The sequence below is a fragment of the Dasania marina DSM 21967 genome, from assembly GCF_000373485.1.
GTDB lineage: Bacteria > Pseudomonadota > Gammaproteobacteria > Pseudomonadales > Dasaniaceae > Dasania > Dasania marina.
This window is the reverse complement of sequence record NZ_KB891585.1, coordinates 372,234-396,836: the sequence shown is the minus strand read 5'-3', so window position 1 is coordinate 396,836 and position 24,603 is coordinate 372,234. Positions and strand designations below refer to the sequence as shown.

Sequence of the window (24,603 nt, the reverse complement as noted above, 5' to 3'; positions counted from 1 at the left end):
TGTAATATATGGTGTAATGCTTGGCGCAAAAAAATAGCATTATAGATACAGTAGCTAATGATAGAGAAAAATTATGACTCCCGATTTAAATGACCTCATGAAGCAAGCGCAGCAAATGCAGGAAAAGATGAAGCAGGCGCAAGACGATTTAGCCAAGGCAGAAGTTGAGGGTGAGTCGGGTGCTGGCTTGGTTAAAGTACTGATGAATGGTCGCCACGACGTACGCCGCGTGAGCATAGACGACAGCTTAATGTCAGAGAGCAAAGAAATTGTAGAAGATTTACTCGCCGCCGCAGTCAACGATGCGGTACGCAAAGTGGAAGCGAGTAATCAGCAAGCCATGAAAAATATGACCGGCGGGTTAGATATCCCCGGTTTTAAAATGCCGTTTTAATTATCATGGCTTACAGTCCCTTAATCGATCAATTAGTTAATTCCCTGCGCTGTTTACCAGGGGTAGGCCCTAAGTCGGCGCAGCGTATGGCGTTTCATTTATTAGAGCGCGACCGCGAAGGTGGGGTCAAACTTGCCCAACATTTGGAGCTGGCTATGGCGGGTGTTAAGCGCTGTGAGCAGTGCCGCACGCTCACCGAGCAGCCTAAATGCGCGATTTGCGCTGACGCTAAACGCGACCATCAAACCTTGTGCGTAGTCGAGGCCCCTAGTGATGTGCTGGCCTTAGAGCAGTCCGGGCAATATCGCGGCATGTATTTTGTATTAATGGGCCGATTATCGCCCATCGATGGCATTGGCCCCGAAGAAATAGGTTTGAGTCATTTACTTAGTCGCGTTACAGCGCAGCAGGTTAAAGAGGTCATACTGGCCACCAATCCCACCGTAGAGGGTGAGGCCACCGCCTATTATATTACCGCGCAGCTTAAAGCTCTGGGTGTGACGGTTTCACGTATTGCTCACGGCGTGCCCTTAGGGGGCGAGCTGGAGTTTGTTGATGTGGGCACGCTTGCTCACGCCCTAGAAGGCCGTCAGGTAATAAGCTGATTATGAGTAGTAACCCTAGTGAAAATTATATCTTTATCACCAATAATGAGCAGTTAGCGCAATGCTGTGTGCAATGGCAAGATGCCACTTTTTTAGCGCTGGATACTGAATTTATACGCACCGATACCTTTTACCCTATAGCGGGGTTATTGCAGCTTTCTGCCGGAGCGGACAATTATTTAATAGACCCTTTAAGTATTAATGAATGGCAGCCTTTAGTGGTTTTGCTGCAGCAACCCAGCATCGTTAAAGTGCTACATTCCTGCAGCGAAGACCTGGAAGTGTTTGAGCGACTATTTGGGGTATTACCTACGCCTTTGTTTGATACTCAGTTAGCTGCAGCCATGTTGGGCTTTGGTTTTAGTTTGAGTTATCAAAACTTGGTGGCGGCTATTTTGGATGTGCATGTAGAAAAGGGTGAGACACGCTCCAACTGGTTGCAGCGGCCTTTAAGCCCATCGCAGTGTCACTATGCCGCCTTAGATGTAGAGTATTTGCCGGAAATTTATCAACAAATGCATGATAGCTTAGTCGCCAAAGATCGCTTAGCTTGGCTGCAGCACGATTGTGCCGAGCAGGTGGCGAGCTTTTATAGTAACGAGCCCTATTACAAAAAAGTAAAGTCAGCGTGGAAGTTGACCCCTAAACAATTGCAAGTGTTAGCTAGCCTAACCCATTGGCGTGAGCAGCAGGCCCGCCAGCGCGACGTGCCTAGAGGCCGAGTGATTAAAGATAAAAGCTGCTTTGAAATAGCTAGCATCATGCCTAGCCAAATCAATCAGTTGGCTAAAATTAGTGAGCTGGGCCCAAAAACCCTGCGGGTAGATGGCGACAAAATTATTGCCCTAGTGGCAGAGGCTAAAGCCGCCGATGATTTACCCAAGGCCTTGCCTAAGCCCTTGCCGGTGCAAACCGGTGGTGTTTTAAAACAATTGAAGGCGCAGGTAAAACAAGTGGCCGAAGAATTAAATATGGCCAGCGAAATTCTAGTTAAAAAACGCGACTACGAAAGCTTGCTGCGTTCAGGTATGTCGGGCAAGCCCTATCAATTACCAGCTTCTTTATCGGGCTGGCGCAAAGCCGTTATTGGCGATGTATTATTACGCCAGCTTAAAGGCTAGGTGACGAGTTAAGCATGAAGAAAATTTGCACCATCTATCGCAGCCCTAAAAAAGAGGGTATGTATTTATATGTAGATAAGGCTGAGGATTTGGCGCGGGTGCCTGAGGCCTTGCTGAAAAAATTTGGTAAGCCCGAACACGCTATGGTGTTGCTATTACACCCAGAACGTAAGTTGGCGCGAGTAAATGTTACTCAGGTGCTGAATGCTATCGGTGAACAAGGTTTTTTCCTGCAAATGCCACCCTCGGCATCCGGTGATGAATATATGAAAGAATTACACCAAAAAAACAGCAAAATGGGTGGCTAAGGTGACAGTAGCTGATATGACGGAAAAAAAGCCCTTTTGGGAGACAGTCGCGTTAGCAGATATGAATCGTGAACAGTGGGAGTCGCTGTGCGACGGCTGTGCTAAATGCTGCCTGCATAAATTAGAAGATGAAGATGACGGCCAAGTTTATTACACCAAGGTGGTGTGCCGTTATATGGATGATGACTGCCGTTGCACTGAATATCAGCGTCGCAACGAACTGGTGCCTAACTGTGTGTGGTTGAGGCCAGAGGATATAGAGAGTTTTCACTGGCTGCCGTCTACCTGCGCCTATAGGCTAGTGCATGAGGGTAAGCCGCTAGCTAACTGGCATCCCTTGCTAAGCGGCCGTGCCGACTCGGTACACGAAGCCGGGATATCGATTAAGGGTAGGGCGCTTAGCGAGAACTTTGTGCACCCCGATGGCTACGAAGAGCATATTGTTCACTGGGTGGAGTAACCCCTGTGTACGTAATCTTAATAACAATTACTGGGAGGCAGCATGGCTGCTGATTATTTACTGGCCTGGGGCTGCTATGTGGCTGCGACCTTGTTGCTGCTGTTAATGCTATGGCGAGTAACGGCGGGTATTAAGTTGCTAGATTTACGGTTTATTCTACTGATATTGGCTGCGGCGTTGTTATTCACTCCTGTGCCTATAGCGGCAGGATCAAACTATTGGGCGCCTGCGTTTATGGCCGCGTTAATTGATACTGTCACCATGGGTATAGATGGTGGTGTTAAGCGCTTATGGCCTATATTAGTTGTGATGCTGCTGCTGGTATCGCTGTCGTTGCTATGGCGACTGCTGCGGACTAAGCTCAAGCGAGCTTCTGCACAAAAGTAAGGCCTTAATATATGAGCTTAAGGCCTTGATTATAATAATAAAAGTCTGTTGTTAATTATCAGAAACCTGCTATAAATAGTTGTTAATAAACAATTTTCTCATTGCTTGTGCAGCGCTGCTCAAGCATTAAATCTATTTTAGAGTTTATAACATGATGGCGATTGCACGCAGTTTAATCACTTTACTGATTTTATTGAGCGTTAACTGGCTAGCGCAAGCCCAAACCCAAACCCAAACCATAGATGCCGCGCTGGCCAGCACTAGCAAAGCGCCAGATGTACGTGTGGTGATTGATATATCGGGCAGCATGAAAAGTAATGACCCCGAAAATCTACGTAGGCCAGCATTAGAGCTACTGGTGAAACTGTTCCCCAAAGATGCTAAGGCCGGGGTTTGGACTTTTGGTCAGTGGGTTAATATGCTGGTTAAGCACGGTCAAGTCGACGATAAATGGCGCGATAGTGCGCTGTTGGCGGCGCAAAAAATTAACTCGGTTGCCCTGCACACCAATATTCCACTGGCGCTAGAAAAGGCAGCCATGGATCTCAGTAAGCTAGACCCCAACTACGCCACCCACATGATACTGCTAACCGACGGCATGGTGGATATTTCCAAATCTAAACAAGAAAACACAGCCGCCAGAGATAGAATCATTAACGAGATTTTACCTAAGCTGCGCGATGCTGGTATCACCATACATACCGTGGCCTTATCTAAAAATGCCGATAGCGATCTGATGGAGCGCTTGGCGGTAGAAACTAATGGCCTGACTGCCGTAGCCGAAACCGCGGAAGAATTAATGGCGGTTTTTTTACAGGCCTTTGATGCTGCCGCCCCCGCAGAACAGCTGCCCCTAGATGGCAATACTTTTATTGTCGATTCCAGCATAGAAGAATTTACTGCGCTGATTTTTAAAAAACCGGGTAGCAAGGCAGCCACATTAGTCTCGCCGGATAATAAACGCAGCACAGAAGCTAAGCACGATAGTGATAGCCGTTGGTTTAGCGATAACAACTACGAGTTGATTACGGTTAAGTCACCCTACGAAGGGGAGTGGCAGTTAGTCGCTGACTTAGAGCCTGGCAGCCGCGTTACCATAATCAGTAATCTCAGTTTAGTGGCGTCACGCTTACCCGCCAGTATGTTTGTGGGGGCGGATAGTGAACTGTCAGCGCTTTTACAAGAGCAGGGCAAAACCATTATGGATGCCAAGCTGCTCTCTTTAGTGGATATACAGTTGACCATTAAACGCCGTGATGATGAGCAGCAGTGGCAGTTGTCGTTAAGTGATCAAGGTGCGCCTAGTAATGGCTTGTTTAGCAGTCCGTTGGCGATGCTGGCGGAGGCCGGTATATATGATATTAGTGTGCGGGCTGATGGTAAAAGCTTTCAGCGCGAGCAAAAACAAACCATAGCGGTAAGAGAAACCTTCGATATCAAGCAAAGCACTAGTGATGATATGCCACCTAACCACAGTGTTACTTTGTTTGCGCAAAATCCGGCTATTGATACTGAGGGCTCTACGGTATTAGCTAGAGTTAAAAGCCCTGATGGCAGCACCGCCTTAAAAGCGGTGCAGGTGTTAAAAGAAAGGACCTGGCAGCTAGAGCTTAGCGGTGTAGAACAGACGGGTAGCTACTGGGTTAATTTTGAGGCTACCGGTCAGTACCAAACTGGCGGCCGTTTTGATTATAGCTCTGAGGCGGTAGAGATTATTCATGCTGTGCTAGGGTCGGCGCCTTTGCTGGAGCCAGAACCAGAACCAGAGCCCGCACTTGAACCCGCACCTATCGCCGAAGAAAAGCCAGCGCCGCCCAAAGCCGAGCCGGTAGCGGCGCAGCCTGAAGCTGACGAGGGCATTACCCTATCCGACATATTGCTTTATGCCGGGGTGGTGTTAGGGAATATATTAACTATAGGCTTGGGCTATTTTGCTTACAAAATGGTGATGGGGGCGGATAAGTCTGATGTGCTAGGCCAGTCTGATGAGCTAGAGCAAGATCTTACTGATGGCGACACTACGCCAGAACCAGAACCAGAACCAGAACCAGAATCTGAGCCTGACGCAGCAGAGGCTGACCTAGAATTAGATTTAGGTGAGCCGGCAGACATAGGCGACGAACCTATCGCTACAGAGCCAGCCGATGAAGAGGCGAGTATAGAGGTGGATTTAGATAGCGAAATAGATGACGGTGATATAGATGATTTAGCCGATGTCGATGACATCTTGGATCTGCCCGATGAGGCCATAGATATAGACCCCGATAAAAAATAATGTCTTATCTTAATTACGCCCCGCTTATAGCTATATAAGCGGGGCGTTTTTCGTTGTTGTATAGCTTATATGTTGTATACAGCAATATTGGTAGGCTACATTGTTGCCAGTGCGAAGCAGAATGGTTAGGCTGGTGGCGTTAATAAACTGTTGGAACGTTGTATGAAATTTCAAGGCACAAACACCTATATTGCTACCGATGATTTGCAAACAGCGGTTAATGCCGCGGTGATCTTACAGCGCCCGCTGCTAATCAAAGGTGAGCCGGGCACGGGCAAAACCTTACTGGCCGAACAAGTGGCAAACTCGTTGGGCTTAGAGTTAATCCAGTGGCATATTAAATCCACCACCAAAGCCCAGCAGGGCTTGTATGACTACGATGCGGTATCGCGCTTGCGCGACTCACAATTGGGTGACGAGCGTGTACATGATATCGCTAACTACATACGCAAGGGCAAACTGTGGCAGGCCTTTGAATCCGAGCAGCAGGTGGTGTTGCTAATCGATGAAGTGGATAAGGCCGACATAGAGTTCCCCAATGATTTATTGGTAGAGCTGGATAAAATGGAGTTTTTTGTTTACGAAACTGGCCAAACGATTAAGGCCAAGCATCGGCCTATTATCATTATTACCAGCAATAATGAAAAAGAGCTGCCCGATGCGTTTTTACGGCGTTGCTTTTTCCACTTTATCAGTTTCCCCGATAGGGAAACCATGAAGCGCATCGTTGATGTGCATTTTCCCAATATACAGCTAGAGCTGGTCAATGAAGCCATGGATATGTTTTTTGACGTTAGAGATATACCGGGCTTACGAAAAAAGCCCTCCACCTCTGAGTTAATTGATTGGTTGAAGTTGCTCATGGCCGACGATATGCCTGACGAGATCTTAAAAAATCACGATAGCAGCAAAGCCATCCCGCCTTTATATGGCGCGTTATTAAAAAATGAGCAAGATGTGCATATGCTAGAACGCTTGGCCTTTTTGCAGCGCCGGGAACAGCGTTAATGCTGATTAATTTTTTCCAGCTATTAAAATCGCAAGGCGTACCGGTTAGCACTAAAGAGTTGCTGGATCTTATCTTGGCGTTAAAAAACCATCTGGCTTTTGCTGACATGGATGAGTTTTATTATTTAAGCCGCGCGGTAATGGTAAAAGATGAGAAGTACTACGACCGTTTTGATAGGTCTTTTGCGCTGTATTTTCAGCAGCTGGAAAATATAGACAATATCATCGATGCCTTAATACCCGAAGAATGGCTACGCAAGGAGTTTGAAAAAACACTGAGTGAAGAAGATAAAGAGAAAATTCAATCTTTGGGTGGCTTAGAGGAACTGATAAAAACCTTTAAAGAACGCATGGAAGAGCAAAAAAAACGCCACCAAGGCGGCAGTAAATGGATAGGCACCGGCGGCACCTCGCCCTTTGGTCACAGCGGCTACAATCCCGAAGGGGTCAGAATAGGCGGCGAAAGCCGTAATAAGCGTGCAGCTAAGGTATGGGAAAAACGCGAATTTAAAAACTTAGATGATGATGTAGAGCTGGGTACTAGAAATATAAAAGTGGCCCTGCGACGCTTACGCCAGTTTGCCCGCACCGGCGCATCTGAGGAATTGGATTTAAACGACACTATACGCAGCACCGCCAACAATGCTGGTTTATTGGATATTAAAATGGTGCCGGAGCGGCATAATGCAGTAAAGGTGTTGTTGTTTTTTGATGTCGGCGGCTCTATGGATTCCTATATCAAAAACTGTGAAGAGCTGTTTTCGGCAGCGCGCTCAGAATTTAAACACATGGAATATTTTTATTTCCATAATTTTATTTATGAATCCCTGTGGGATGATAACCAGCGCCGCCGCGATGAGCGCACGACGTTGGATGAGATTCTGCATAAATACGGCGCTGATTATAAAGTGATAGTGGTGGGGGATGCCTCTATGTCACCCTACGAAATTAGCTACCCAGGCGGCAGCATAGAGCACTGGAATGAGGAGGCCGGCGAAGCCTATTTTAAACGCTTAACCGCTGCCTATAGCAAGGTGGTTTGGCTCAATCCCGTGGCGGAAAAATCCTGGCGCTATACCCAAACCATAGGCTATTGCCAGCAATTGCTAGAAGGCCAGATGTACCCACTTACGGTTAATGGCTTAGAGCGCGCCATGCGTTATTTGTCAGCGTAATCTTATTTTTTAAATGCAATTAATGCCGCTGTAATGGCTACATTCAAAGACTCCACATCGTTACTCATCGGTATGGTGAGTTGATGATCAGACAGCTGGGCTACCTGCTGACTTACCCCATCTGTTTCATTGCCTAAGACATACACCGTGACGCCCTTTGCTTGGTAGTCAAACAATGAGGTTTTGGCGTGGGAGGAAAGGGTGCAGATGGTAGCGCCATTATCACTTAATAATTGCAAAGCCTGCTCTATGCTCTCGCTATACAGTAGCGGCGTTTTAAAAACGGTGCCGGTACTAGCCTTGATCACTAAGGGAGAGAGGGCGGCGCAGCCTTTCTGCGGCAGTATCAGCCCATCCACGTAACCAGCACAGACTGAGCGTATGATCATGCCTAGGTTCTGTGGGTTGGTAATTCTATCCAGTGCAATCAGGGTGGCATCTTTGTTGTTACTGGCTAAAAACTGCTCTACTGATAAGTATTGTTTAAGCTTGATATCAGCGGCTATGCCTTGATCTTGTTTGGCGTTTTTTGAGATGCGCGATAAGGCTTTTTTATCGTGGTACTGCACCTCAATTTCTCGTTGCTCTGCCAGCTGTAATATCTCGGCAATGATCCCTTGCGGTTTATTGGAGTCGGCTAGGTGTAATTTAAAGAATTCTAGTTGCGGGTTTTGCAGGGCTTCTAAAATAGGCTTGCGGCCATAGATGGTGAGCAGGCTTTTAAAAAACTGCTGCTTTTTTTTATATTGCTCTGAGTCTTGAGGTTGATCGCTTGCTTGTGTCATTAACGCCTGCCTATTACATGATTAGGGCAATGATAAAGTAAAGCAGCCACCGTTGTCGTGGTTTGATAGGCTGATATAACCTGTTTTTTCTTTGCAGTGGTGTAGCTGGGCTATTTCAGCGGCAAAAAATAAGCCTAGGTTGGTGCTACCGGTATTGAAATCCAGGCTGCGCTCATGGTTGGCCAGGTTTTCAATAATGCTTTGCGGGTATCCTGAGCCATTATCTTTGATGTGTATGATAATGCCTGTATCAGCCTTTTCACAATATATAGCGATGTGATCTTTAGTGTATTTGGCGCAATTGACCAGTATATTTCCTATCACCCCGCTGATTAAATTTTCATCAAAATAGGCGCTAAGATTACTGTCACAATGCAGCTCTATAGCTATGTTGTTAACGTCTAGTAATAGCTGCTGGCTGGCTATTTGCTCTTCTAAATAGTCCTCCATGTAGATTTCTTCACTATTGATAGATAACTGATTATTGTCTAGTCGGTATAAGCCTAATAAATGGATTAAGGAGTGGTTAATACGCGAGGCCTCGCCGTGTAGCACGCTAAATTCATGGCGTAACTTAGCATCGGCATCTTTGACTTCTATCATGCTTTCTAGTGAGTTGAGTAACATGCTCAATGAATTTTTGATATCGTGCACTGAGGATGCTAATAGCATGGGGAAGTTGATTTTATTATTAGGCAATGCGCTGTCCTTAGTTTATTTTTGAGCCATTTTTTCTAAGTGGGCATTTACCGCTTGAAAACGATCATAGAGCATATGGCCGCTTTCTAAATGCGCTAGTTTTTCTGCCGCCTCTCGACCCCGCGCTATACCTCTAGTGCTGCAGCCATCTACGGTCATTTTCTTAACTAAGGCCAGCATAAGATTGAGGTTTAGGCCAGCATTGTTGGGGTAGTGCATCAGTGCCTGGCTAAATAACTGAATGGCTTTATTAAATTCTTTGTCGGCAAATAGTTTTTTACCGGTTTGGTTGAGCTCTATCGCTTTACGTTTACCGTGTTCGGTAATGGGTTCGTCGGACATGGCGTCAATTTTCATACAGATGTCAGGATCATTAGCGTGCTTTTTAGCAAGATCAACTAATAGTTCCATGGACTTTTTGTCATCACCTATAGCTTTGTAGGTTTTGGCCATATCTAGGCTGAGCTGTACGGAGCGGCTCTCAATTTTTTCTATACGTGACTGGTTGGCGCTAACCTTTTCTTTAGCTTTTTCGGTTTCTCCTGCGTCGGCGTATATACCCGCTTCAATAATGTCGGACTGTAAATTTATGTCCTCGTGGTTTTTGTATTTGCGCCGGGCGCGGCGTAGTATTTCTTCCGCGTCTTTAATGCGTTGCTTGGGCTTGTCGTTGCTGTGTTTTAATTCGGCCGAGATGCAGCGAGCTAGTTTAAAGTGATGCTCTGGTGTTTCGTAAACAGAGTTATTGCCTAGGCGTATAACTTTTTTATGAGCCGCTTCAGCGCGAGCCCAGTCGTGGTTGGTTTCAGCTAGCTCGGCAATTTTTTCCTGCCTGAGTATGGCGTTAGGGGATATTTCGGCGGCTTTTTCTAACAGTCTCTGTGCTTCTTCGGCATCGCCTTTGCGTACATAGATGTCGGCCATGCAGTCATAAATTTCCAAGCATTGGCAGCCGCTGTTGATGAGCTTGCTAAATATTTCTTCGGCTTCATCTAGTTCATTTAGCGCCATTAAACTTTTGCCTAAGCCTATACTGGCCCATTCTACATCGCGTTCGGATAATACTTTTTTATACAGCTCTTTGGCTTGGCCATATTTGTGTTTTTTATAAAAGCAGCTGCCCATAATTCGGTGGCAGCGGCTCTCATATTTATCGTGCTGGGCGATACGGGTTTTGCATAATTCTATAGCTAGGTCAAAATCCAGCATGTCCATGGCTTTATTGATTTCGTACAGCGCTTCTTTTTCTAGCACCATACGGCCTAACCGTTTTTGCAACACACTTTGGGTAAAGGGCTTGGTGAGGTAATCGTCGGGTTGGTATTCTAGGGCACCAAATACCATGCTCTTGGTGGTTTCTGCGGTAATCATCATGTACAGGCTGGTTTGTTTAAGCGTGCCTTTGTAACGCATCTCTTCCAAAATTTGTTGGCCTGATTTGCCATCGCCTAAGTTGTAATCGGCAAGTATAATGTCGTACTGGTTGTCTTCACATTTTAGTATGGCTTCGTCACCATTGGACGCGGTGTCTATACTCTCGACACCAAAATTAACCAGCATACGTCGTATAGACCCCCGCATATCCGGGTAGTCATCAATAATGAGTGCGGTCTTTTGTTTAAAAAGTCTTATTAGGGCGAGATGAGGGGAAACCATGCTGTTGTATATGTCTCACTTTGAGATGAATAATATCGTTATTGATCAATGTGTTACTTAATTAAGCTGATAGTATAGTTTAGTTTGAGCATTTTACTGTAATTTATTATTAGCCTGTGGCTAAGAGTGTGAACTTTGATGAAATTTGAGACTTTACTAGCCAGTAACTGGCGCGATATTGCCTATTGCACAGCGTTGATTGAGCGCATGTACCCTAATTATTGTTTGTTTTCTGAGCTTACCGAGCAGGGTGACGCGAAGCTGTTAAGAAATGGTTTGGATACCTTGTGGGCCAGTTGTGCCGGCCATGAGCAAACCGTGGACTTTAATAAGCTGCTAGAAAAGCTAGAGCCCGCCATGCCTGATACCGAGAGTTGTGACTTTTTTGGAGTAAGGCCAGCGGCTGATGCCTGCGTAGCGTTAACGATGTTGTTTGATGGCTGTGCCGGTAATCAGCCTTTAGAAACCGAGGCTTTTGAAACGCTGTATTGCTCTACGATTATGGCCTATCTGGAATTTGCTGAGCCCGACGCCGATGCTGAACAGCACGCCTTAATGGCCGATGCTCAGGCGTATTTTACTGAGCTGCAACAGCGTTTGGCTGATACTACGGCTAGCCAAAAAGATGGCGTCAAAGCATTAAAAGCGTTTGCTGGCAGTATCGCGACTAGCAATATAGGTATAGAGACCACTTAGGGCGGCTTATGCAGCAGATAGTATTACAGCTCTACGGCACATTAGGTTGTCACTTATGTGAGCAGGCCAAAGCCTTACTGATCGATAGCTTGCCGGCTAGTAGCTACACGCTTGAAGAGCCGGATATTAGTGAATCAGCCGAACTGATGTCGCTTTACGTCCTGCGCATACCGGTGTTGTACCGGGACGATTTACAGCTGGAATTAGACTGGCCTTTTGATGCCGATATACTGCAGGCTTTTATGGCCGCAGACGCTTAGCTCAAGCCAAAAAATAAACGGCTGGTGTGAGCGCAATCTTCGACTACCGCTGCCAGTGGCCGCTGGCTGTAAAGGGCTACGGCCTCGGCCACATAACTCAGTGTACAGGGTTCGTTGCGGCCCTTGCTGGCCAGCTTAGGCTTGGGTTGGGTTTTAGGGGTCAGGTAGGGCGCATCGGTTTCTAACATCAACCTGTGCTTAGGTATCTCCTTAACGCACTCACGCAGGCTAAGCCCGCGCTGGTCATCACAAATCCAGCCAGTAATGCCTATATGTAAATCCAAGTCCAAGTAATTAAAGCACTGCTGTTGGTCACCGGTAAAACAATGTATTACCGCGTTAACCAGTTGCGGGCGATAGTGCTTAAGCATATCTAATTGTGTTTGGTGAGCATCGCGCTCGTGTAGAAACAGCGGCAGTTGCAGTTCTATGGCCAGCGCTATTTGCTGCTCAAAGGCGTGAATTTGCTGTTCGGGGCTGGAAAAATTGCGATTAAAATCCAGCCCGGTTTCGCCTATGGCCACTACGCTGGGGTGGCTGGCCAGTTGTATAAGCTGTTGATAGCTCTGGTGATTAAACTGGCTGGCATCGTGTGGATGTAGTCCGGTGGTGCAATAGAGGTAATCTGGATATTGTTGGCACAGCGCTATGGCGGCGGTGGAGCTCTCTAGGCAAGTGCCGGTGACGATAATATGGCTGATATTGGCCTGCTGGGCCCGATAAATTACCTGGTCCACATCCTTGCTAAACCGTGGGTGGCTGAGGTTGGCGCCTATATCGATGCTGGCGTGGGCGCTGTGTGGTGCGGGCGTATTCATAGAATGGTGTCATGGTTGCGGCAAGCGGCTTAGTATATCGTCGTAACTCTTTGTAAGTAATCCTATTTTGCTGTTTGTGCGACGAGGGTAGCGGGAGAATCACTTTCCTATCAGTGGGATATTCTATTACACTGCGAGTAACGCTTATGTATGGTCTTTATTCATCCCCTCTTTCAAAGCAGTAAGCCTTATGTCTGATCTTTTAAAAAACGTTGATTCTCGTACCAACTTAGTAGGTAAAAACCGGTTGGAGTTGTTGACCTTTAGGCTTAAAGGCTCGCAGTTATTTGCCATTAATGTTTTTAAAGTGCAGGAAGTACAGGAAGTACAGAAAGTCCCTCGTTTCGCCTGCTTGCCGAAAAGCAACCCCGTAGTAGTAGGCGTGACGACGGTTAGGGGTGAAACCATAGCCGTGATAGATCTAAGTTTGGCGGTGGGCCGCAGTGCCATCCCTTTGGATGGTGACGCCGTTATTATAGTGACTGAATATAATCGCTCACTACAGGCCTTTGTGGTGGGCTCGGTGGATGGGATTGTTAACCTCAACTGGGATGAGGTTATGCCGCCGCCAGCTGCCTCAGGTAGGGATAACTTTTTAACCGCTATTACCCGCGTCGATGGCAAAATCGTTGAAATTATTGATGTTGAGAAGGTGTTGGCCACCGTGGTGCATTTTGATACCCGTGTCTCTAAAGAGTTATTAGAGCAGGATATCTTAGAATATTCTCAGGGTATGGAGGTATTGCTGGTAGATGACTCCCGTATGGCTATAGAGCAGGCCTCGGCGACACTGCGCGAGCTGGGCCTGAAAGTGATCGTAGAGATGGATGGTTTAAAAGCCTTACGGCGTTTGCAGCAATGGCGTGATGAAGGCATAGATGTGGGTAAAAAATTACTGATGGTCATCACCGATGCAGAGATGCCGGAGATGGATGGCTATAGCTTAACCACTGAGATCAGGAAAGATCCAGCGCTGAAGGATTTGTTCGTGGTATTGCACACGTCTTTGAGTGGTAGTTTTAACCATGCGATGGTGAAGAAAGTGGGCTGTGATGGCTTCTTATCCAAATTCCAGCCCGACAAAATGGCCGAAGAAGTACAGGCCCGGGTAAAAACTATCATGCTGCGATAACGCGAGCCGCTCAGCCCTGTTACGACGGCCTAATGGCTGTTGCGAATGAAAAATAGCTGCGATAGCTAGATATGCTGCTATTTTCAGCTCTGCTCTGTAGTATAATCCCGCCCCCGTTCAAGACTCGTTTTTATTGTTATACAAGCAAGATCTTGTTTTACGATCAGTTGTTGTGCGTTAGGTCGCACGTTTTAAGGTGGTATATGCCGTTAATACGGATAGATAACTTGGGCCTGTCCTTTGGCCCCCATGTCATACTCGAAGACGCTAGTTTACAGTTATACAAAGGCGACAGGATTTGTTTAATAGGCCGCAATGGTGCCGGTAAATCCAGCCTAATGAAGTTGGTGGCCCAGCAGATACAGCCCGATGCTGGTTCTATTTGGTTTCGCCCCGGCATTAAGGTGGCCAGGTTGGAGCAAGAGTTGCCGCCGGCAGATCATCGTACCGTGCTGGAGTTTGTCAGCGAAGGCTTAGCTGAGACCGCAGCGCTGCTGGAGCAATATGACGCACTGGCCAGTGCCGCTATGGATGAAAAAGCGTTAGAGCAGCTATCACGGCTACAGCACAAGCTGGAAGCGGTGGATGGTTGGTCACTACAGCAAAAAGTAGACGAGGTGATTACCCGTTTAGGGCTGCCCCGTGAGCAGCGTATGGATGCTTTGTCGGGCGGTTGGCGCCGCCGCGTGGCGCTGGCTCAGGCGCTGGTTACCAGCCCGGATATACTACTGCTGGATGAGCCCACCAACCACTTGGATATAGAAACCATAGAGTGGCTGGAGAGACATTTATTAGAGTTTAATGGCGCCATACTGTTTATCACCCATGATAGATCTCTAGTTAGACGCCTAGCCACCAAGGTGGTAGAGCTGGATAGGGGCAACTTGCAATTATTCCCCTCCGATTATGATAATTATTTGGTTGAAAAAGAGCATCAGCTAGAGGTGGAAGATCAACAAAACGCCCTGTTTGATAAACGCCTAGCACAAGAAGAAGTGTGGATTCGACAGGGCATTAAAGCTCGCCGTACCCGTAACGAAGGCCGCGTGCGAGCGCTTAAAAAATTGCGTAACGAGCGTTCCGAGCGCCGCGAGCAAGTAGGCTCAGCCAATATTCAGGTAGAGCAATCCAGCCTGTCGGGCAAGCTGGTAGCGGAGCTAACCGATATTAGCTTTGGTTATGGCGATAAACCTCTGTTTCAGCACGTGACTACCCGCGTTATGCGCGGTGACAAGATAGGCTTAATCGGCCCTAATGGCGTAGGTAAAACCACCTTATTAAGAATTATCCTAGGTGAATTACAAGCCACTAGCGGTAAGGTGCAGCTGGGTACCAAACAGGATGTGGTGTATTTCGACCAAATGCGCGACCGCTTAGACGACAATAAAACCATTGTCGATACCGTGGGGCAGGGCCGGGACAGCATTACTATTAATGGCAAGGACCGCCATATTATGAGCTACCTCAGCGACTTTCTGTTTTCGCCAGAGCGTGCTCGTACGCCGTTAAAAGCACTGTCAGGTGGTGAGCGCAACCGGGTGCAACTAGCCTGTTTGTTTAGCCAACCTGCCAATATCTTAGTGTTGGATGAGCCTACCAATGACCTGGATGTGGAAACCTTAGAGCTACTGGAGTCCATCTTTATAGACTTTGGCGGCACTATCTTATTAGTTAGCCACGACAGAGAGTTTATGGATAACGTAGTCAGCAGCACCTTAGTATTTGAAGGCGACGGTGTGGTCAATGATTACGTGGGCGGCTATGAAGACTGGATACGCCAAACGGGCGGTTTTGCGGCTATACGTGAAAAACGGGCGCAGCTGCAAAAGCAACAAGAAAAGCAGTCCGTTACACAAAAAGCAGCAGTAACGAGTAAGCCAACAAAGCTAAGCTATAAGTTGCAGCGCGAATTAGATGAATTACCTAGCTTGATAGAAGACTTGGAAGCGCAGCAGCAAGCCTTGCAAGTGGTAACCGTAGCGCCTGATTTTTATCAGCAGGAGCAGGCGGTGGTCAATACTAAGTTGCAGCAGCTTGCGGCCATAGACCAGCGTTTGCAGCAGGCCTATGAGCGTTGGGAGGCGTTAGCCGATTAATTGGTAGTGCCTACGCGCACCGCCAAGACATCGCATTTTGCCCCGTGCAATACGCTATTGGCGGTAGAGCCCAGCAGCAGGGCCAAGCCGTGGCGGCCGTGGCTGCCTATGACAATAACATCGGCATTAAGCTCTTCGGCAACATTGTGAATTTCGGTTTCGGGCCTACCTAGTACGATGTGTTGCTGTTCAGCGGGTATGTTGTGACGCAGGCCCAGTGCACTTAGCTGTTGCTTGGCCTGTTGTTGTATGTCGTCTTGTATAGTGGAAAAGTCCATGGGGATATCCCCTCCGTAAGCAAAGCTAATAGGCTCAACCACATGTATCATATGCAGCGTGCTACCCTCGCCCTGACTAATACTGAGGGCTCTGGTTATTACTTGCTCGGCGTCTTCGGTGAGATCGAGGGCTAACAGTATATTTTTATAATCACTCATTGCGGATCCTTCTTATGTAAGCATTGATGTTAGTAATTAAGGTATAAAATTGGAGCTAAGTCTAGTGATACAGATCAATAAAAAGGTTGCACTCATGGCGTTTAGCTTATGAATTATTTCATTATAGCCATCATAGTTGCGATAGTGTTGGGTCCGATTATGTGGATGATGCCCAGCACTAGGCAGCGGCAACAAGTAGCGCTTAGGCAGTATGCCTTGGCGCAGGGGCTGCAAATTAAGGTTTGTGATCTACCGCAAAGTCACCGCCAGCGTGTACGTAAAGCGCCCGCTAAGCAAGGTGTAATTTATCGTTTGCCGCTGGCTAACAAGCGTCCGATTACGATGACGCAAGTCTATTGCCTAAGTAGAGCAGAGTTCGTGAGTGATCAATTTAGTCCGCAGCCTGAGCCGGCGGTAACCTCGCCGCAGGCTGATGTCTATGAGTGGCAAGGTGATAGTCTAGCGGCGGTGGAGGCTGAGTTTACTGCGGCATTACAGCATTGCCCGGCTAGTGCGGTAGCCATAGAATATAGCGCCGCGGGTGTAGCTTGCTATTGGCAGGAGCGCGGCGGTAACGCTGCTGTTGATCAAATTAAATCGGCATTAGCAGCGCTGCGTGAGCAGCTAAAACAAGGAGAGCTAATCTCGTGAGTACACTACAGGCCGGTATCTATAGACATTACAAGGGCAAATACTATCAAGTGTATGAAGTGGCCACCCATTCCGAAACTGGGGAAAGCCTAGTGGTGTACAGGCCGCTATACGGTGAAAAAGCTTTATGGGTAAGGCCTTTAACGATGTTTACGGAAACCGTAACCATAGCGGGTAAGAGCCTGCCGCGCTTTGCTTGGCTAGCTGCTAGTACCACAGCAGAGGCTGATTTATAACCGTAAAAAATTGTTTGTTTTTTGCGCGGCTGTAGGTCGTTAATCGCTAAAAACGACCAAGGATTATCTAAAAAATAAAATCTTCTTCTTGACCCTCGTGCTTCCAGCACTTATATATGTCGCAATTAAACATTCCCGTAATCCCCCCTACAGAAGGACAGTATGGCAAAGTCATTAGTAATAGTTGAGTCGCCGGCGAAAGCAAAAACGATTAATAAGTACCTAGGTACAGACTTTATCGTTAAGTCCAGTGTCGGCCATATACGGGATTTACCGACTGCGGGCAGCAGTAAATCTGACCCTAAAGAGCGCGCCAAGCAAGCGGCTAAAACCCGCAAAATGACGCCCAAGGCGAAAGAAACCTATAAAAAGAAGAAAACCACCGAACAGCTAATTAAACGTATGGGTATTAACCCCGATAAAAACTGGGAAGCCCATTACGAAATTTTGCCGGGTAAAGAAAAGGTAGTTAACGAATTAAAACAATTGGCTAAAGATGCCGACCACATCTATCTGGCAACGGATTTGGATCGCGAGGGAGAAGCCATAGCTTGGCATTTACGCGAAGCGATAGGTGGCGATGACAGCCGTTATAGCCGCGTAGTGTTTAACGAAATTACCAAAAAAGCGATACAGGAAGCCTTTAAAAAACCGGGCACTTTAGATATCAGCCGGGTTAATGCCCAGCAAGCTAGGCGCTTTTTAGATCGCGTGGTGGGTTATATGGTGTCGCCGCTGTTATGGTCAAAAGTGGCCAGGGGGTTATCGGCAGGTCGTGTGCAATCAGTCGCCACCCGTTTAGTGGTAGAGCGCGAGCAAGAAATACGCGCTTTTGTACCGGAAGAATATTGGCAGGTATTTGTCGATGCCGAGGCCAAGGCCGGCGAGTTACGCTTAGAGCTTAAGAAGCAGGGTGACACTAATTTTCGCCCCAATAGTGAGCAGCAAACCGATGCCGCCTTAACGACACTTAAACAACAGGAATTTGTGGTTGCCCAACGCAATGATAAGCCCACCACGTCCAAACCAGGTGCGCCGTACATTACCTCTACCTTGCAACAGGCGGCTAGCACGCGCTTAGGTTTTGGCGTTAAAAAAACCATGATGATGGCGCAGCGTTTATACGAGGCGGGTTACATCACTTATATGCGTACCGACTCTACCAACTTAAGTGCTGATGCGGTGGCCAATTGTAGAGACTATATCGATGAGCGTTATGGCAAGCGCTATCTGCCTGAAGCAGCTATTTCCTACAGCAGCAAAGAGGGCGCACAAGAGGCGCATGAGGCTATACGCCCCTCAGATGTTAGTGTGGAAACTAAAAATCTCAAAAATATGGAGCGCGATGCCGAGCGTTTATATGAATTAATTTGGCGCCAGTTCGTGGCCTGTCAAATGACAGTTGCTGAATTTACTAGCACTAGTATTACCGTTAAAGCCGGTGAGTTTGAGCTGCGTACACGTGGTAGAATTTTGCGCTTTGACGGTTTCTTATTAGCGCAGCCATCATCGTCTAAAAAAGATGAAGACGTTATCATTCCTGACGTTAAGGTTGATGATGTACTCGATGTTAAAAAAATAGACCCCAGTCAGCACTTCACCAAGCCCACCGCTAGGTACGGCGAAGCCAGCTTAGTGAAAGAGTTAGAAAAGCGTGGCATAGGCCGACCGTCTACCTATGCCGCGATCATTTCAACCATACAAGATCGCGGTTATGTGCGGGTAGAAAATAGGCGCTTTTATGCTGAGAAAATGGGCGATGTGGTTACCGAGCGCTTAGTCGAAAGTTTTGATGACCTATTAGATTACAACTTCACCGCTACTATGGAAGCCTCCTTAGATAAAGTGGCTGCCGGTGAAAGTGATTGGATAGCCCTGTTAAACAATTTCTATACCGGCTTTAAAGCCAAGTTAGAGCTGGCCAGCAGCCCCGAAGGTGGCATGCGTGAAAACGCGCCTACCGAAACCAATATAGAGTGCCCCAAATGTGGCCGCCATATGCAGATACGCACGGCTAGTACCGGTGTGTTTTTAGGTTGCTCGGGCTATGGTTTGCCACCGAAAGAGCGCTGTAAAAGCACCATTAATTTAGTGTCTGGCGATGAAGTGGTTAGCGCCGACGATACTGATGACGAAGCGGAATCACGGTTATTAATTAACAAGCGTCGTTGCTCTATTTGTAATACCGCTATGGACAGTTACCTTATAGATGAAGGTCGCAAGCTACATGTTTGTGGTAATAACCCAGATTGCGTAGGTTATGAAATAGAAACAGGCGCTTTCAAAATTAAAGGCTACGAAGGCCCGGTTCTTGAATGCGATAAATGTTCTGCAGAGATGCAATTAAAAACCGGCCGCTTTGGTAAATACTTTGGCTGCACCAGTGAAGACTGCAAAAATACCCGTAAATTATTGCGCAGTGGTGAGGCCGCGCCACCGAAAATGGACCCTGTGCCCATGCCCGAATTACAGTGCGTAAAAGTAGATGATCACTATATTTTACGCGATGGTGCCTCAGGCTTGTTTTTGGCGGCCAGCAACTTCCCTAAAAACCGTGAAACCCGCGCGCCTTTAGTGGAGGAGTTAGTACCCCACAAAGACGAGATCGATATTAAGTATGCGCATATCATGAAAGCGCCTACCGAAGACAATAACGGTATCAAAACGGTGGTGCGCTTTAGCCGTAAAACTAAAGAGCAATATGTACAGTCTGAGGTAGAGGGTAAGGCCACCGGTTGGAAAGCCTTTTACAGCAAAGGCAAGTGGCAGGTAGAAGAGCCACCGGTCAAACGCAAAGCTGCGGCTAAAAAGAAGTAAGCGTTATGGCTAACACACTGCGCGATGAGGTTAATTTACGCCTGTATTGTTGTCGCCTGCAGTTAGAGTTCTATCAACAAAGGCTTGCCGCCGCCGAGTTGCCTGTAAATGTCATACGGTGCTGGGCGGGGGAGGCGGGGCTGGCGCACTTACAGCGCGCTTATCAAGCGTATTTATTAGAACTGGCTCAGGCTTATAATGTTGTAGCTGCGGGCGTTACTAGTGCTCGGCAGTTAGCGCCGCTTATGGCCGCGCAAAATATCATTGCGGCTGAAATGACCCAGCTCTGTGAATTAGAGGCGAATGAAGCCAGTTGGCTGTCACGGCTGTTAGCGCCTACAGGCGCTATAACCGCAGCTACAACACCGCAAGCCTCATCCCCTGACCAGATAAGGCTAACCGCCTTGATGCCCAGCATGCTGGATTTAGAGGCCTTGCAGGCGAGCCATGAGGCTTTAAGTCAGTTAATAGAAAGCCAGCGCAGTTTTACGCAGGAGTGGTAGTCTGTAGTGCTGGCTGTTACCATAGTCGGCAGATTCACAGTGTTAGGTTTATTATCGTGCCCTCATCCGTATTAGAAATTATTGAATTAGCCAATGGCGACATTGTATTAAAGCATCCAGATCATGATGATGATGCTTTAGTGACTATCCGTTTTTCCGATGAAGCCAAAGCGTTTATAGACGATGGTACTATCGATGTCGCCAAGGCCATGATACAGGCCGGCATAGAAGTAGCGTCAGCCATCGCTGACGATCGCGGTGTGGCCAAGGCCGAAATTATTGATAGTGCCGAGCACACGCTGCACTAAGTGTAATATGTAATTTGCGAGCATAAAAAACCCCAGCCTAGCTGGGGTTTTTTGTTTGCGTTATAGCCTGAGGCTACATGTTAGGGTAATTGGGGCCGCCTAGTCCTTCGGGGGTTACCCATACGATATTTTGCGTTGGGTCTTTAATATCACAGGTTTTACAGTGCACGCAGTTTTGGCCGTTAATCTGAAAACGCGGTTCGCCATTATCTGTAGTCACCACTTCATACACACCCGCTGGGCAGTAGCGCTGCGCCGGTTCATCGTATAGCGGTAAATTGTGGCTAATAGGGATGCTGGCATCTTTTAGGGTGAGGTGGCAGGGTTGATCTTCTTCGTGGTTGGTGTTGGATAAAAATACCGAACTTGGGCGGTCAAAACTAATCACGCCGTCGGGCTTGGTGTAAGGTATTTTTTTGCACTCGGCTGCAGGTAGCATTTGCGCGTGATCAGGTTTGCTGTCTTGCAAGGTCCAGGGTAGGTTACCGTTAAAGATATTGATATCGATAAAGGCATAGGCCGAGCCGAATAGATTGCCCCATTTGTGTTGCGCTGGGCCAAAGTTACGCTGTGCTTTGAGCTCTTTATACAGCCATGAGCTTTCAAAGGCGGTGGTGTACTCAGTTAGTTCCTGCCCCTCTTTTTGCTCTTGGCTGATAGCCGCATGTACCGTTTCGGCGGCGATCATGCCCGATTTCATGGCGGTGTGGCTGCCTTTAATTTTGGCAAAGTTTAAGGTGCCCGCATCACAGCCTATGAGTAAGCCGCCGGGGAAGGTCATTTTGGGTAGCGATTGCAGGCCGCCCTTGGCTATCGCTCTGGCACCGTAGGATAGGCGCTCACCGCCTTCCAATACGCTCTTAACCGCAGGGTGCTGCTTAAAGCGCTGAAACTCTTCATAGGGGCTGAGGTGTGGGTTGCTATAACCTAGATCGGTGATAAGGCCCAGCGAGACTTGGTTGTCTTCTACGTGATAGAGGAAGCCGCCACCAAAGCTGCCGCTTTCACTTAAAGGCCAGCCAGTAGAGTGAAACACTTTGCCTTGCTGGTGTTTGTCGTCAGCAATCTTCCAGATTTCCTTAATGCCCAGGCCGTAGTGTTGAGGGTCTTTACCGGCATCAAGTTGGAATTGCTCTATCAACTGCTTGCCTAAATGACCGCGGCAACCTTCAGAGAATAGGGTGTACTTGGCGTGTAGCTCCATGCCTTCGGCATAGCTGTCTTTGTGGCTGCCATCTTCGGCGACACCCATATCGCCAGTGGCTATGCCTTTGACGCGACCATCTTCATGGTAGAGAATTTCGGCGGCGGCAAAACCGGGGTAGATTTCGGCCCCTAGTTCTTCAGCCTGTTCAGCCAGCCAGCGGCATAGGTTGCCTAGGCTGATAATATAATTGCCTTCATTGTGCATGGTTTTGGGTACAGCCCAGCCCGGCACGTTTATGCCTTTGTCGGCACTGGTCATATAGCAGATGTCGTCGTGGCTGACTTTGGTGTGTAACGGTGCGCCTTTGTCGCTCCAGTCTGGAAACAACTCATTGAGGGCCGTGGGTTCAAACACTGCACCAGAGAGTATATGGGCGCCCACCTCAGAGCCTTTTTCGACTACGCAGACGCTAACGTCGTTGCCGCTCTCTAGGCTGAGCTGCCTGATACGGCAAGCGGCCGATAAGCCTGCAGGGCCTGCACCGACGATAACAACGTCGAACTCCATTGATTCTCTTTCCACGAAATAGTCCTCTTGCTTGCACATCTTGTACATGGGGGGTCGCTAAAGTGCTACCAGCGAGTTAATAGCGCTCGATTATATAGTGGGTGAAAATGAAACCGCAATGTTTAAACCCTTTGATTTGCCTATGTTTTACTGTGAACAGCAGAATGGGTATAAATGTTAATAGGGGTGGGCAGATTAGCCTATTGACCGATTATTCAATAATAGTCACTATGGCGGCCCCCTTGTTAGAGGTATGGCAGCATGTGATCTATGCTTGCTATAGTCAAAAAATCCATAATGAATAAAACGGTGAGTCTATGAAGGTTCTTGTTGCTGTAAAGCGAGTAGCAGACTACAACGTTAAGGTTAGGCCAAAAGCCGACGGCACCGGTGCAGACCTTAACAATGTGAAAATGGCAATTAACCCTTTTTGTGAAATCGCAGTTGAAGAAGCTGTGCGCTTAAAGGAAAAAGGTATTGCTAGCGAAGTGATAGCGGTGTCGGTAGGCGACAAAGCCTGCCAAGAGCAAATTCGTACCGCTCTGGCGCTAGGTGCCGATAGAGGCATACACGTTGAAAGCGTGGGTAATTTACAGCCCTTAGCCATCGCCAAGCTATTAAAAGCCGTGGTCGATAAAGAACAGCCCGATTTAGTGCTTATGGGCAAGCAGGCGATAGACGGCGACAATAACCAAACCGGTCAAATGTTAGGTGCTTTAGCCAATATGCCACAGGGCACTTTTGCTTCGGAAGTAATTATTGCCGATGGCAAAGTTGCGGTGACCCGTGAAGTGGATGGTGGTTTACAAACGATAAGTTTAACTTTGCCCGCTATAGTCACCACCGATCTGCGCTTAAACGAACCTCGTTACGCTAAGCTGCCGAATATTATGAAGGCCAAGAAAAAGCCTTTAGATGTGTTAACGCCCGAAGAATTGGCCGTTGATGTCGCTCCGCGTTTGACCACGGTTAAAGTTGAGCCGCCTGCTGAACGCGCTGCGGGTATTAAAGTGGCGTCAGTCGCTGAGTTAGTCGATAAATTACGTAATGAGGCGAAGGTGATCTAATGAGCATTTTAATTTTAGCTGAACACGATAACGCTACCCTCAACGCGGCTACGTTAAACACAGTAGCCTGTGCCCAACAAATTGGTGGTGATATCACCTTATTAGTTGCGGGCGCCGATTGTGCGGCTGCCGGTGAGCAAGCGGCAAAAGTCAACGGTGTGGCAAAAGTGCTAGTGGCCGACAACGCCGCTTACGGCCATCAGCTGGCCGAGAATGTAAGCCTGCTAATGGCAGAGCTGGCAAAAGATTACAGCCATGTATTGGCTGCGGCGACTACCAACGGTAAAAATATTTTGCCACGGGTTGCTGCGCTATTAGACGTGGCGCAAATATCTGATGTGACCGCTGTGGTTAGTACTGATACCTTTAAGCACCCGATTTATGCCGGTAATATGATAGAGACTGTGCAATCTGCCGATGCTATCAAAGTGTTAACCGTGCGCGGTACCGCCTTTGATGGTGTTGCTGCTGAAGGTGGCTCTGCCAGCGTAGAAAGTGTAGCGGCGGTACACGATGCCGGGCTTTCTAGTTTTGTGGGTGAAGAGTTAGCCGTTAGCGACAGGCCAGAATTAACAGCAGCTTCTATTGTTATCTCTGGTGGCCGTGGTATGCAAAATGGCGAGAACTTTGCCTTGTTGGAATCGGTAGCTGATAAGTTAGGTGCTGCGGTAGGTGCTTCTCGCGCAGCGGTAGATGCAGGCTTTGTCCCTAACGATATGCAAGTGGGGCAAACCGGTAAAATCGTAGCGCCAGACTTGTATATAGCTGTTGGCATCTCCGGTGCGATACAGCATTTAGCGGGTATGAAGGACAGCAAGGTAATAGTTGCTATCAACAAAGATGAAGACGCGCCTATATTTCAGGTGGCGGACTATGGCTTGGTGGCGGATTTATTTGAAGCCGTACCTGAGTTAAACAACGCTTTATAAGTTTTGTTTTACTGTTTAAAAAAACGCCCAGCTTTTAATAAAAGCTGGGCGTTTTTTGTTGGTGGG

General features: G+C 47.7%; 26 protein-coding genes. 20 read left to right on the top strand and 6 right to left on the bottom strand.

Features of this window, described 5'->3' with window-relative positions; genetic code table 11:
* The first annotated feature begins 73 nt into the window (after positions 1 to 73).
* The 9 genes from B067_RS0111335 (at position 74) to B067_RS0111295 (ending at position 7,733) form a co-directional block, all read left to right on the top strand.
* Complete coding sequence (locus B067_RS0111335) at positions 74 to 394, top strand: YbaB/EbfC family nucleoid-associated protein (RefSeq protein WP_019530207.1); 321 nt, start codon at positions 74 to 76, stop codon at positions 392 to 394.
* Positions 395 to 399: 5 nt separating this feature from the next.
* A complete protein-coding gene (recR, locus tag B067_RS0111330) occupies positions 400 to 999 on the top strand; it encodes a recombination mediator RecR (protein ID WP_019530206.1) in 600 nt (199 codons plus the stop codon).
* A 2-nt stretch (positions 1,000 to 1,001) separates the two neighbouring features.
* The gene (gene rnd / locus B067_RS0111325) at positions 1,002 to 2,120 is read left to right on the top strand and encodes a ribonuclease D (protein ID WP_019530205.1); all 1,119 of its coding nucleotides are present in this window, start codon (positions 1,002 to 1,004) and stop codon (positions 2,118 to 2,120) included.
* A gap of 14 nt (positions 2,121 to 2,134) precedes the next feature.
* A complete protein-coding gene (locus B067_RS0111320; RefSeq protein ID WP_019530204.1) occupies positions 2,135 to 2,428 on the top strand; it encodes a YcgL domain-containing protein in 294 nt (97 codons plus the stop codon).
* Positions 2,429 to 2,444: 16 nt separating this feature from the next.
* Positions 2,445 to 2,888, top strand: a complete 444-nt coding sequence (locus B067_RS0111315) for a YcgN family cysteine cluster protein (RefSeq protein ID WP_026244589.1) — start codon at positions 2,445 to 2,447, stop codon at positions 2,886 to 2,888.
* A 42-nt stretch (positions 2,889 to 2,930) separates the two neighbouring features.
* Positions 2,931 to 3,275, top strand: coding sequence for a hypothetical protein (locus tag B067_RS21305; RefSeq protein WP_019530202.1), 345 nt, complete (start codon positions 2,931 to 2,933; stop codon positions 3,273 to 3,275).
* Positions 3,276 to 3,426: 151 nt separating this feature from the next.
* Entirely contained in the window at positions 3,427 to 5,550 is a 2,124-nt protein-coding gene (locus B067_RS20315; RefSeq protein ID WP_019530201.1) for a VWA domain-containing protein, read from the top strand.
* Positions 5,551 to 5,712: 162 nt separating this feature from the next.
* On the top strand, positions 5,713 to 6,558 hold the full coding sequence (locus B067_RS0111300; protein ID WP_019530200.1) for an AAA family ATPase: 846 nt from the start codon (positions 5,713 to 5,715) through the stop codon (positions 6,556 to 6,558).
* Positions 6,558 to 7,733 (top strand): vWA domain-containing protein, encoded by a 1,176-nt coding sequence (locus tag B067_RS0111295; RefSeq protein WP_019530199.1) that lies wholly within the window; start codon positions 6,558 to 6,560, stop codon positions 7,731 to 7,733. The genes B067_RS0111300 and B067_RS0111295 overlap by 1 nt, the downstream gene beginning before the upstream one ends.
* A 2-nt stretch (positions 7,734 to 7,735) precedes the next feature.
* On the opposite strand, the gene B067_RS0111290 is transcribed toward B067_RS0111295, so the two are convergent.
* Genes B067_RS0111290 through B067_RS0111280 form a run of 3 tightly spaced genes read right to left on the bottom strand, consistent with a single transcriptional unit; the run spans position 7,736 to position 10,873 of the window.
* A complete protein-coding gene (locus B067_RS0111290; protein WP_019530198.1) occupies positions 7,736 to 8,518 on the bottom strand; it encodes a TrmH family RNA methyltransferase in 783 nt (260 codons plus the stop codon).
* A gap of 21 nt (positions 8,519 to 8,539) precedes the next feature.
* Positions 8,540 to 9,217: a sensor histidine kinase gene (locus B067_RS0111285; RefSeq protein ID WP_026244588.1), complete on the bottom strand. Its 678-nt coding sequence runs from the start codon at positions 9,215 to 9,217 to the stop codon at positions 8,540 to 8,542.
* 15 nt (positions 9,218 to 9,232) lie between these two features.
* Positions 9,233 to 10,873: a tetratricopeptide repeat-containing response regulator gene (locus B067_RS0111280; protein WP_035801985.1), complete on the bottom strand. Its 1,641-nt coding sequence runs from the start codon at positions 10,871 to 10,873 to the stop codon at positions 9,233 to 9,235.
* Between the two features lie 138 nt (positions 10,874 to 11,011).
* On the opposite strand from B067_RS0111280, the gene B067_RS0111275 reads away from it, so the two are divergent.
* Positions 11,012 to 11,569, top strand: a complete 558-nt coding sequence (locus tag B067_RS0111275) for a DUF416 family protein (RefSeq protein ID WP_019530195.1) — start codon at positions 11,012 to 11,014, stop codon at positions 11,567 to 11,569.
* An 8-nt stretch (positions 11,570 to 11,577) separates the two neighbouring features.
* Positions 11,578 to 11,829, top strand: a complete 252-nt coding sequence (locus B067_RS0111270; protein WP_019530194.1) for a glutaredoxin family protein — start codon at positions 11,578 to 11,580, stop codon at positions 11,827 to 11,829.
* On the opposite strand, the gene B067_RS0111265 is transcribed toward B067_RS0111270, so the two are convergent.
* Positions 11,826 to 12,647 carry a TatD family hydrolase gene (locus B067_RS0111265; RefSeq protein ID WP_019530193.1) on the bottom strand — a complete coding sequence of 274 codons (822 nt, stop codon included), beginning with the start codon at positions 12,645 to 12,647 and terminating at the stop codon, positions 11,826 to 11,828. The genes B067_RS0111270 and B067_RS0111265 overlap by 4 nt on opposite strands.
* A 190-nt stretch (positions 12,648 to 12,837) precedes the next feature.
* Between B067_RS0111265 and B067_RS0111260 the strand changes: the two genes are divergently transcribed.
* Positions 12,838 to 13,779 carry a chemotaxis protein gene (locus B067_RS0111260; protein ID WP_019530192.1) on the top strand — a complete coding sequence of 314 codons (942 nt, stop codon included), beginning with the start codon at positions 12,838 to 12,840 and terminating at the stop codon, positions 13,777 to 13,779.
* 203 nt (positions 13,780 to 13,982) lie between these two features.
* The gene (locus B067_RS0111255) at positions 13,983 to 15,875 is read left to right on the top strand and encodes an ATP-binding cassette domain-containing protein (RefSeq protein WP_019530191.1); all 1,893 of its coding nucleotides are present in this window, start codon (positions 13,983 to 13,985) and stop codon (positions 15,873 to 15,875) included.
* Here the strand turns inward: B067_RS0111255 and B067_RS0111250 are convergent.
* Entirely contained in the window at positions 15,872 to 16,312 is a 441-nt protein-coding gene (locus B067_RS0111250; protein WP_019530190.1) for a universal stress protein, read from the bottom strand. The genes B067_RS0111255 and B067_RS0111250 overlap by 4 nt on opposite strands.
* A gap of 108 nt (positions 16,313 to 16,420) precedes the next feature.
* Here B067_RS0111250 and B067_RS0111245 point away from each other — a divergent pair, with 108 nt between their 5' ends.
* From B067_RS0111245 to B067_RS0111225, 5 genes are all read left to right on the top strand, one after another.
* Entirely contained in the window at positions 16,421 to 16,963 is a 543-nt protein-coding gene (locus B067_RS0111245; RefSeq protein ID WP_019530189.1) for a hypothetical protein, read from the top strand.
* Entirely contained in the window at positions 16,960 to 17,199 is a 240-nt protein-coding gene (locus B067_RS0111240; protein WP_019530188.1) for a DUF1653 domain-containing protein, read from the top strand. Before B067_RS0111245 ends, B067_RS0111240 begins: the two co-directional genes overlap by 4 nt.
* A 162-nt stretch (positions 17,200 to 17,361) precedes the next feature.
* Positions 17,362 to 20,016, top strand: coding sequence for a type I DNA topoisomerase (gene topA, locus B067_RS20310; RefSeq protein ID WP_019530187.1), 2,655 nt, complete (start codon positions 17,362 to 17,364; stop codon positions 20,014 to 20,016).
* A gap of 5 nt (positions 20,017 to 20,021) precedes the next feature.
* Positions 20,022 to 20,519, top strand: coding sequence for a DUF6586 family protein (locus B067_RS0111230; RefSeq protein WP_019530186.1), 498 nt, complete (start codon positions 20,022 to 20,024; stop codon positions 20,517 to 20,519).
* Positions 20,520 to 20,575: 56 nt separating this feature from the next.
* On the top strand, positions 20,576 to 20,827 hold the full coding sequence (locus B067_RS0111225; RefSeq protein ID WP_019530185.1) for a hypothetical protein: 252 nt from the start codon (positions 20,576 to 20,578) through the stop codon (positions 20,825 to 20,827).
* 73 nt (positions 20,828 to 20,900) lie between these two features.
* On the opposite strand, the gene B067_RS0111220 is transcribed toward B067_RS0111225, so the two are convergent.
* Positions 20,901 to 22,556, bottom strand: coding sequence for an electron transfer flavoprotein-ubiquinone oxidoreductase (locus B067_RS0111220; RefSeq protein WP_026244587.1), 1,656 nt, complete (start codon positions 22,554 to 22,556; stop codon positions 20,901 to 20,903).
* A gap of 302 nt (positions 22,557 to 22,858) precedes the next feature.
* Here B067_RS0111220 and B067_RS0111210 point away from each other — a divergent pair, with 302 nt between their 5' ends.
* Both B067_RS0111210 and B067_RS0111205 read left to right on the top strand, forming a co-directional pair.
* Entirely contained in the window at positions 22,859 to 23,608 is a 750-nt protein-coding gene (locus B067_RS0111210) for an electron transfer flavoprotein subunit beta/FixA family protein (protein WP_019530182.1), read from the top strand.
* The gene (locus tag B067_RS0111205; RefSeq protein ID WP_019530181.1) at positions 23,608 to 24,537 is read left to right on the top strand and encodes an electron transfer flavoprotein subunit alpha/FixB family protein; all 930 of its coding nucleotides are present in this window, start codon (positions 23,608 to 23,610) and stop codon (positions 24,535 to 24,537) included. The genes B067_RS0111210 and B067_RS0111205 overlap by 1 nt, the downstream gene beginning before the upstream one ends.
* Positions 24,538 to 24,603 lie beyond the last annotated feature (66 nt).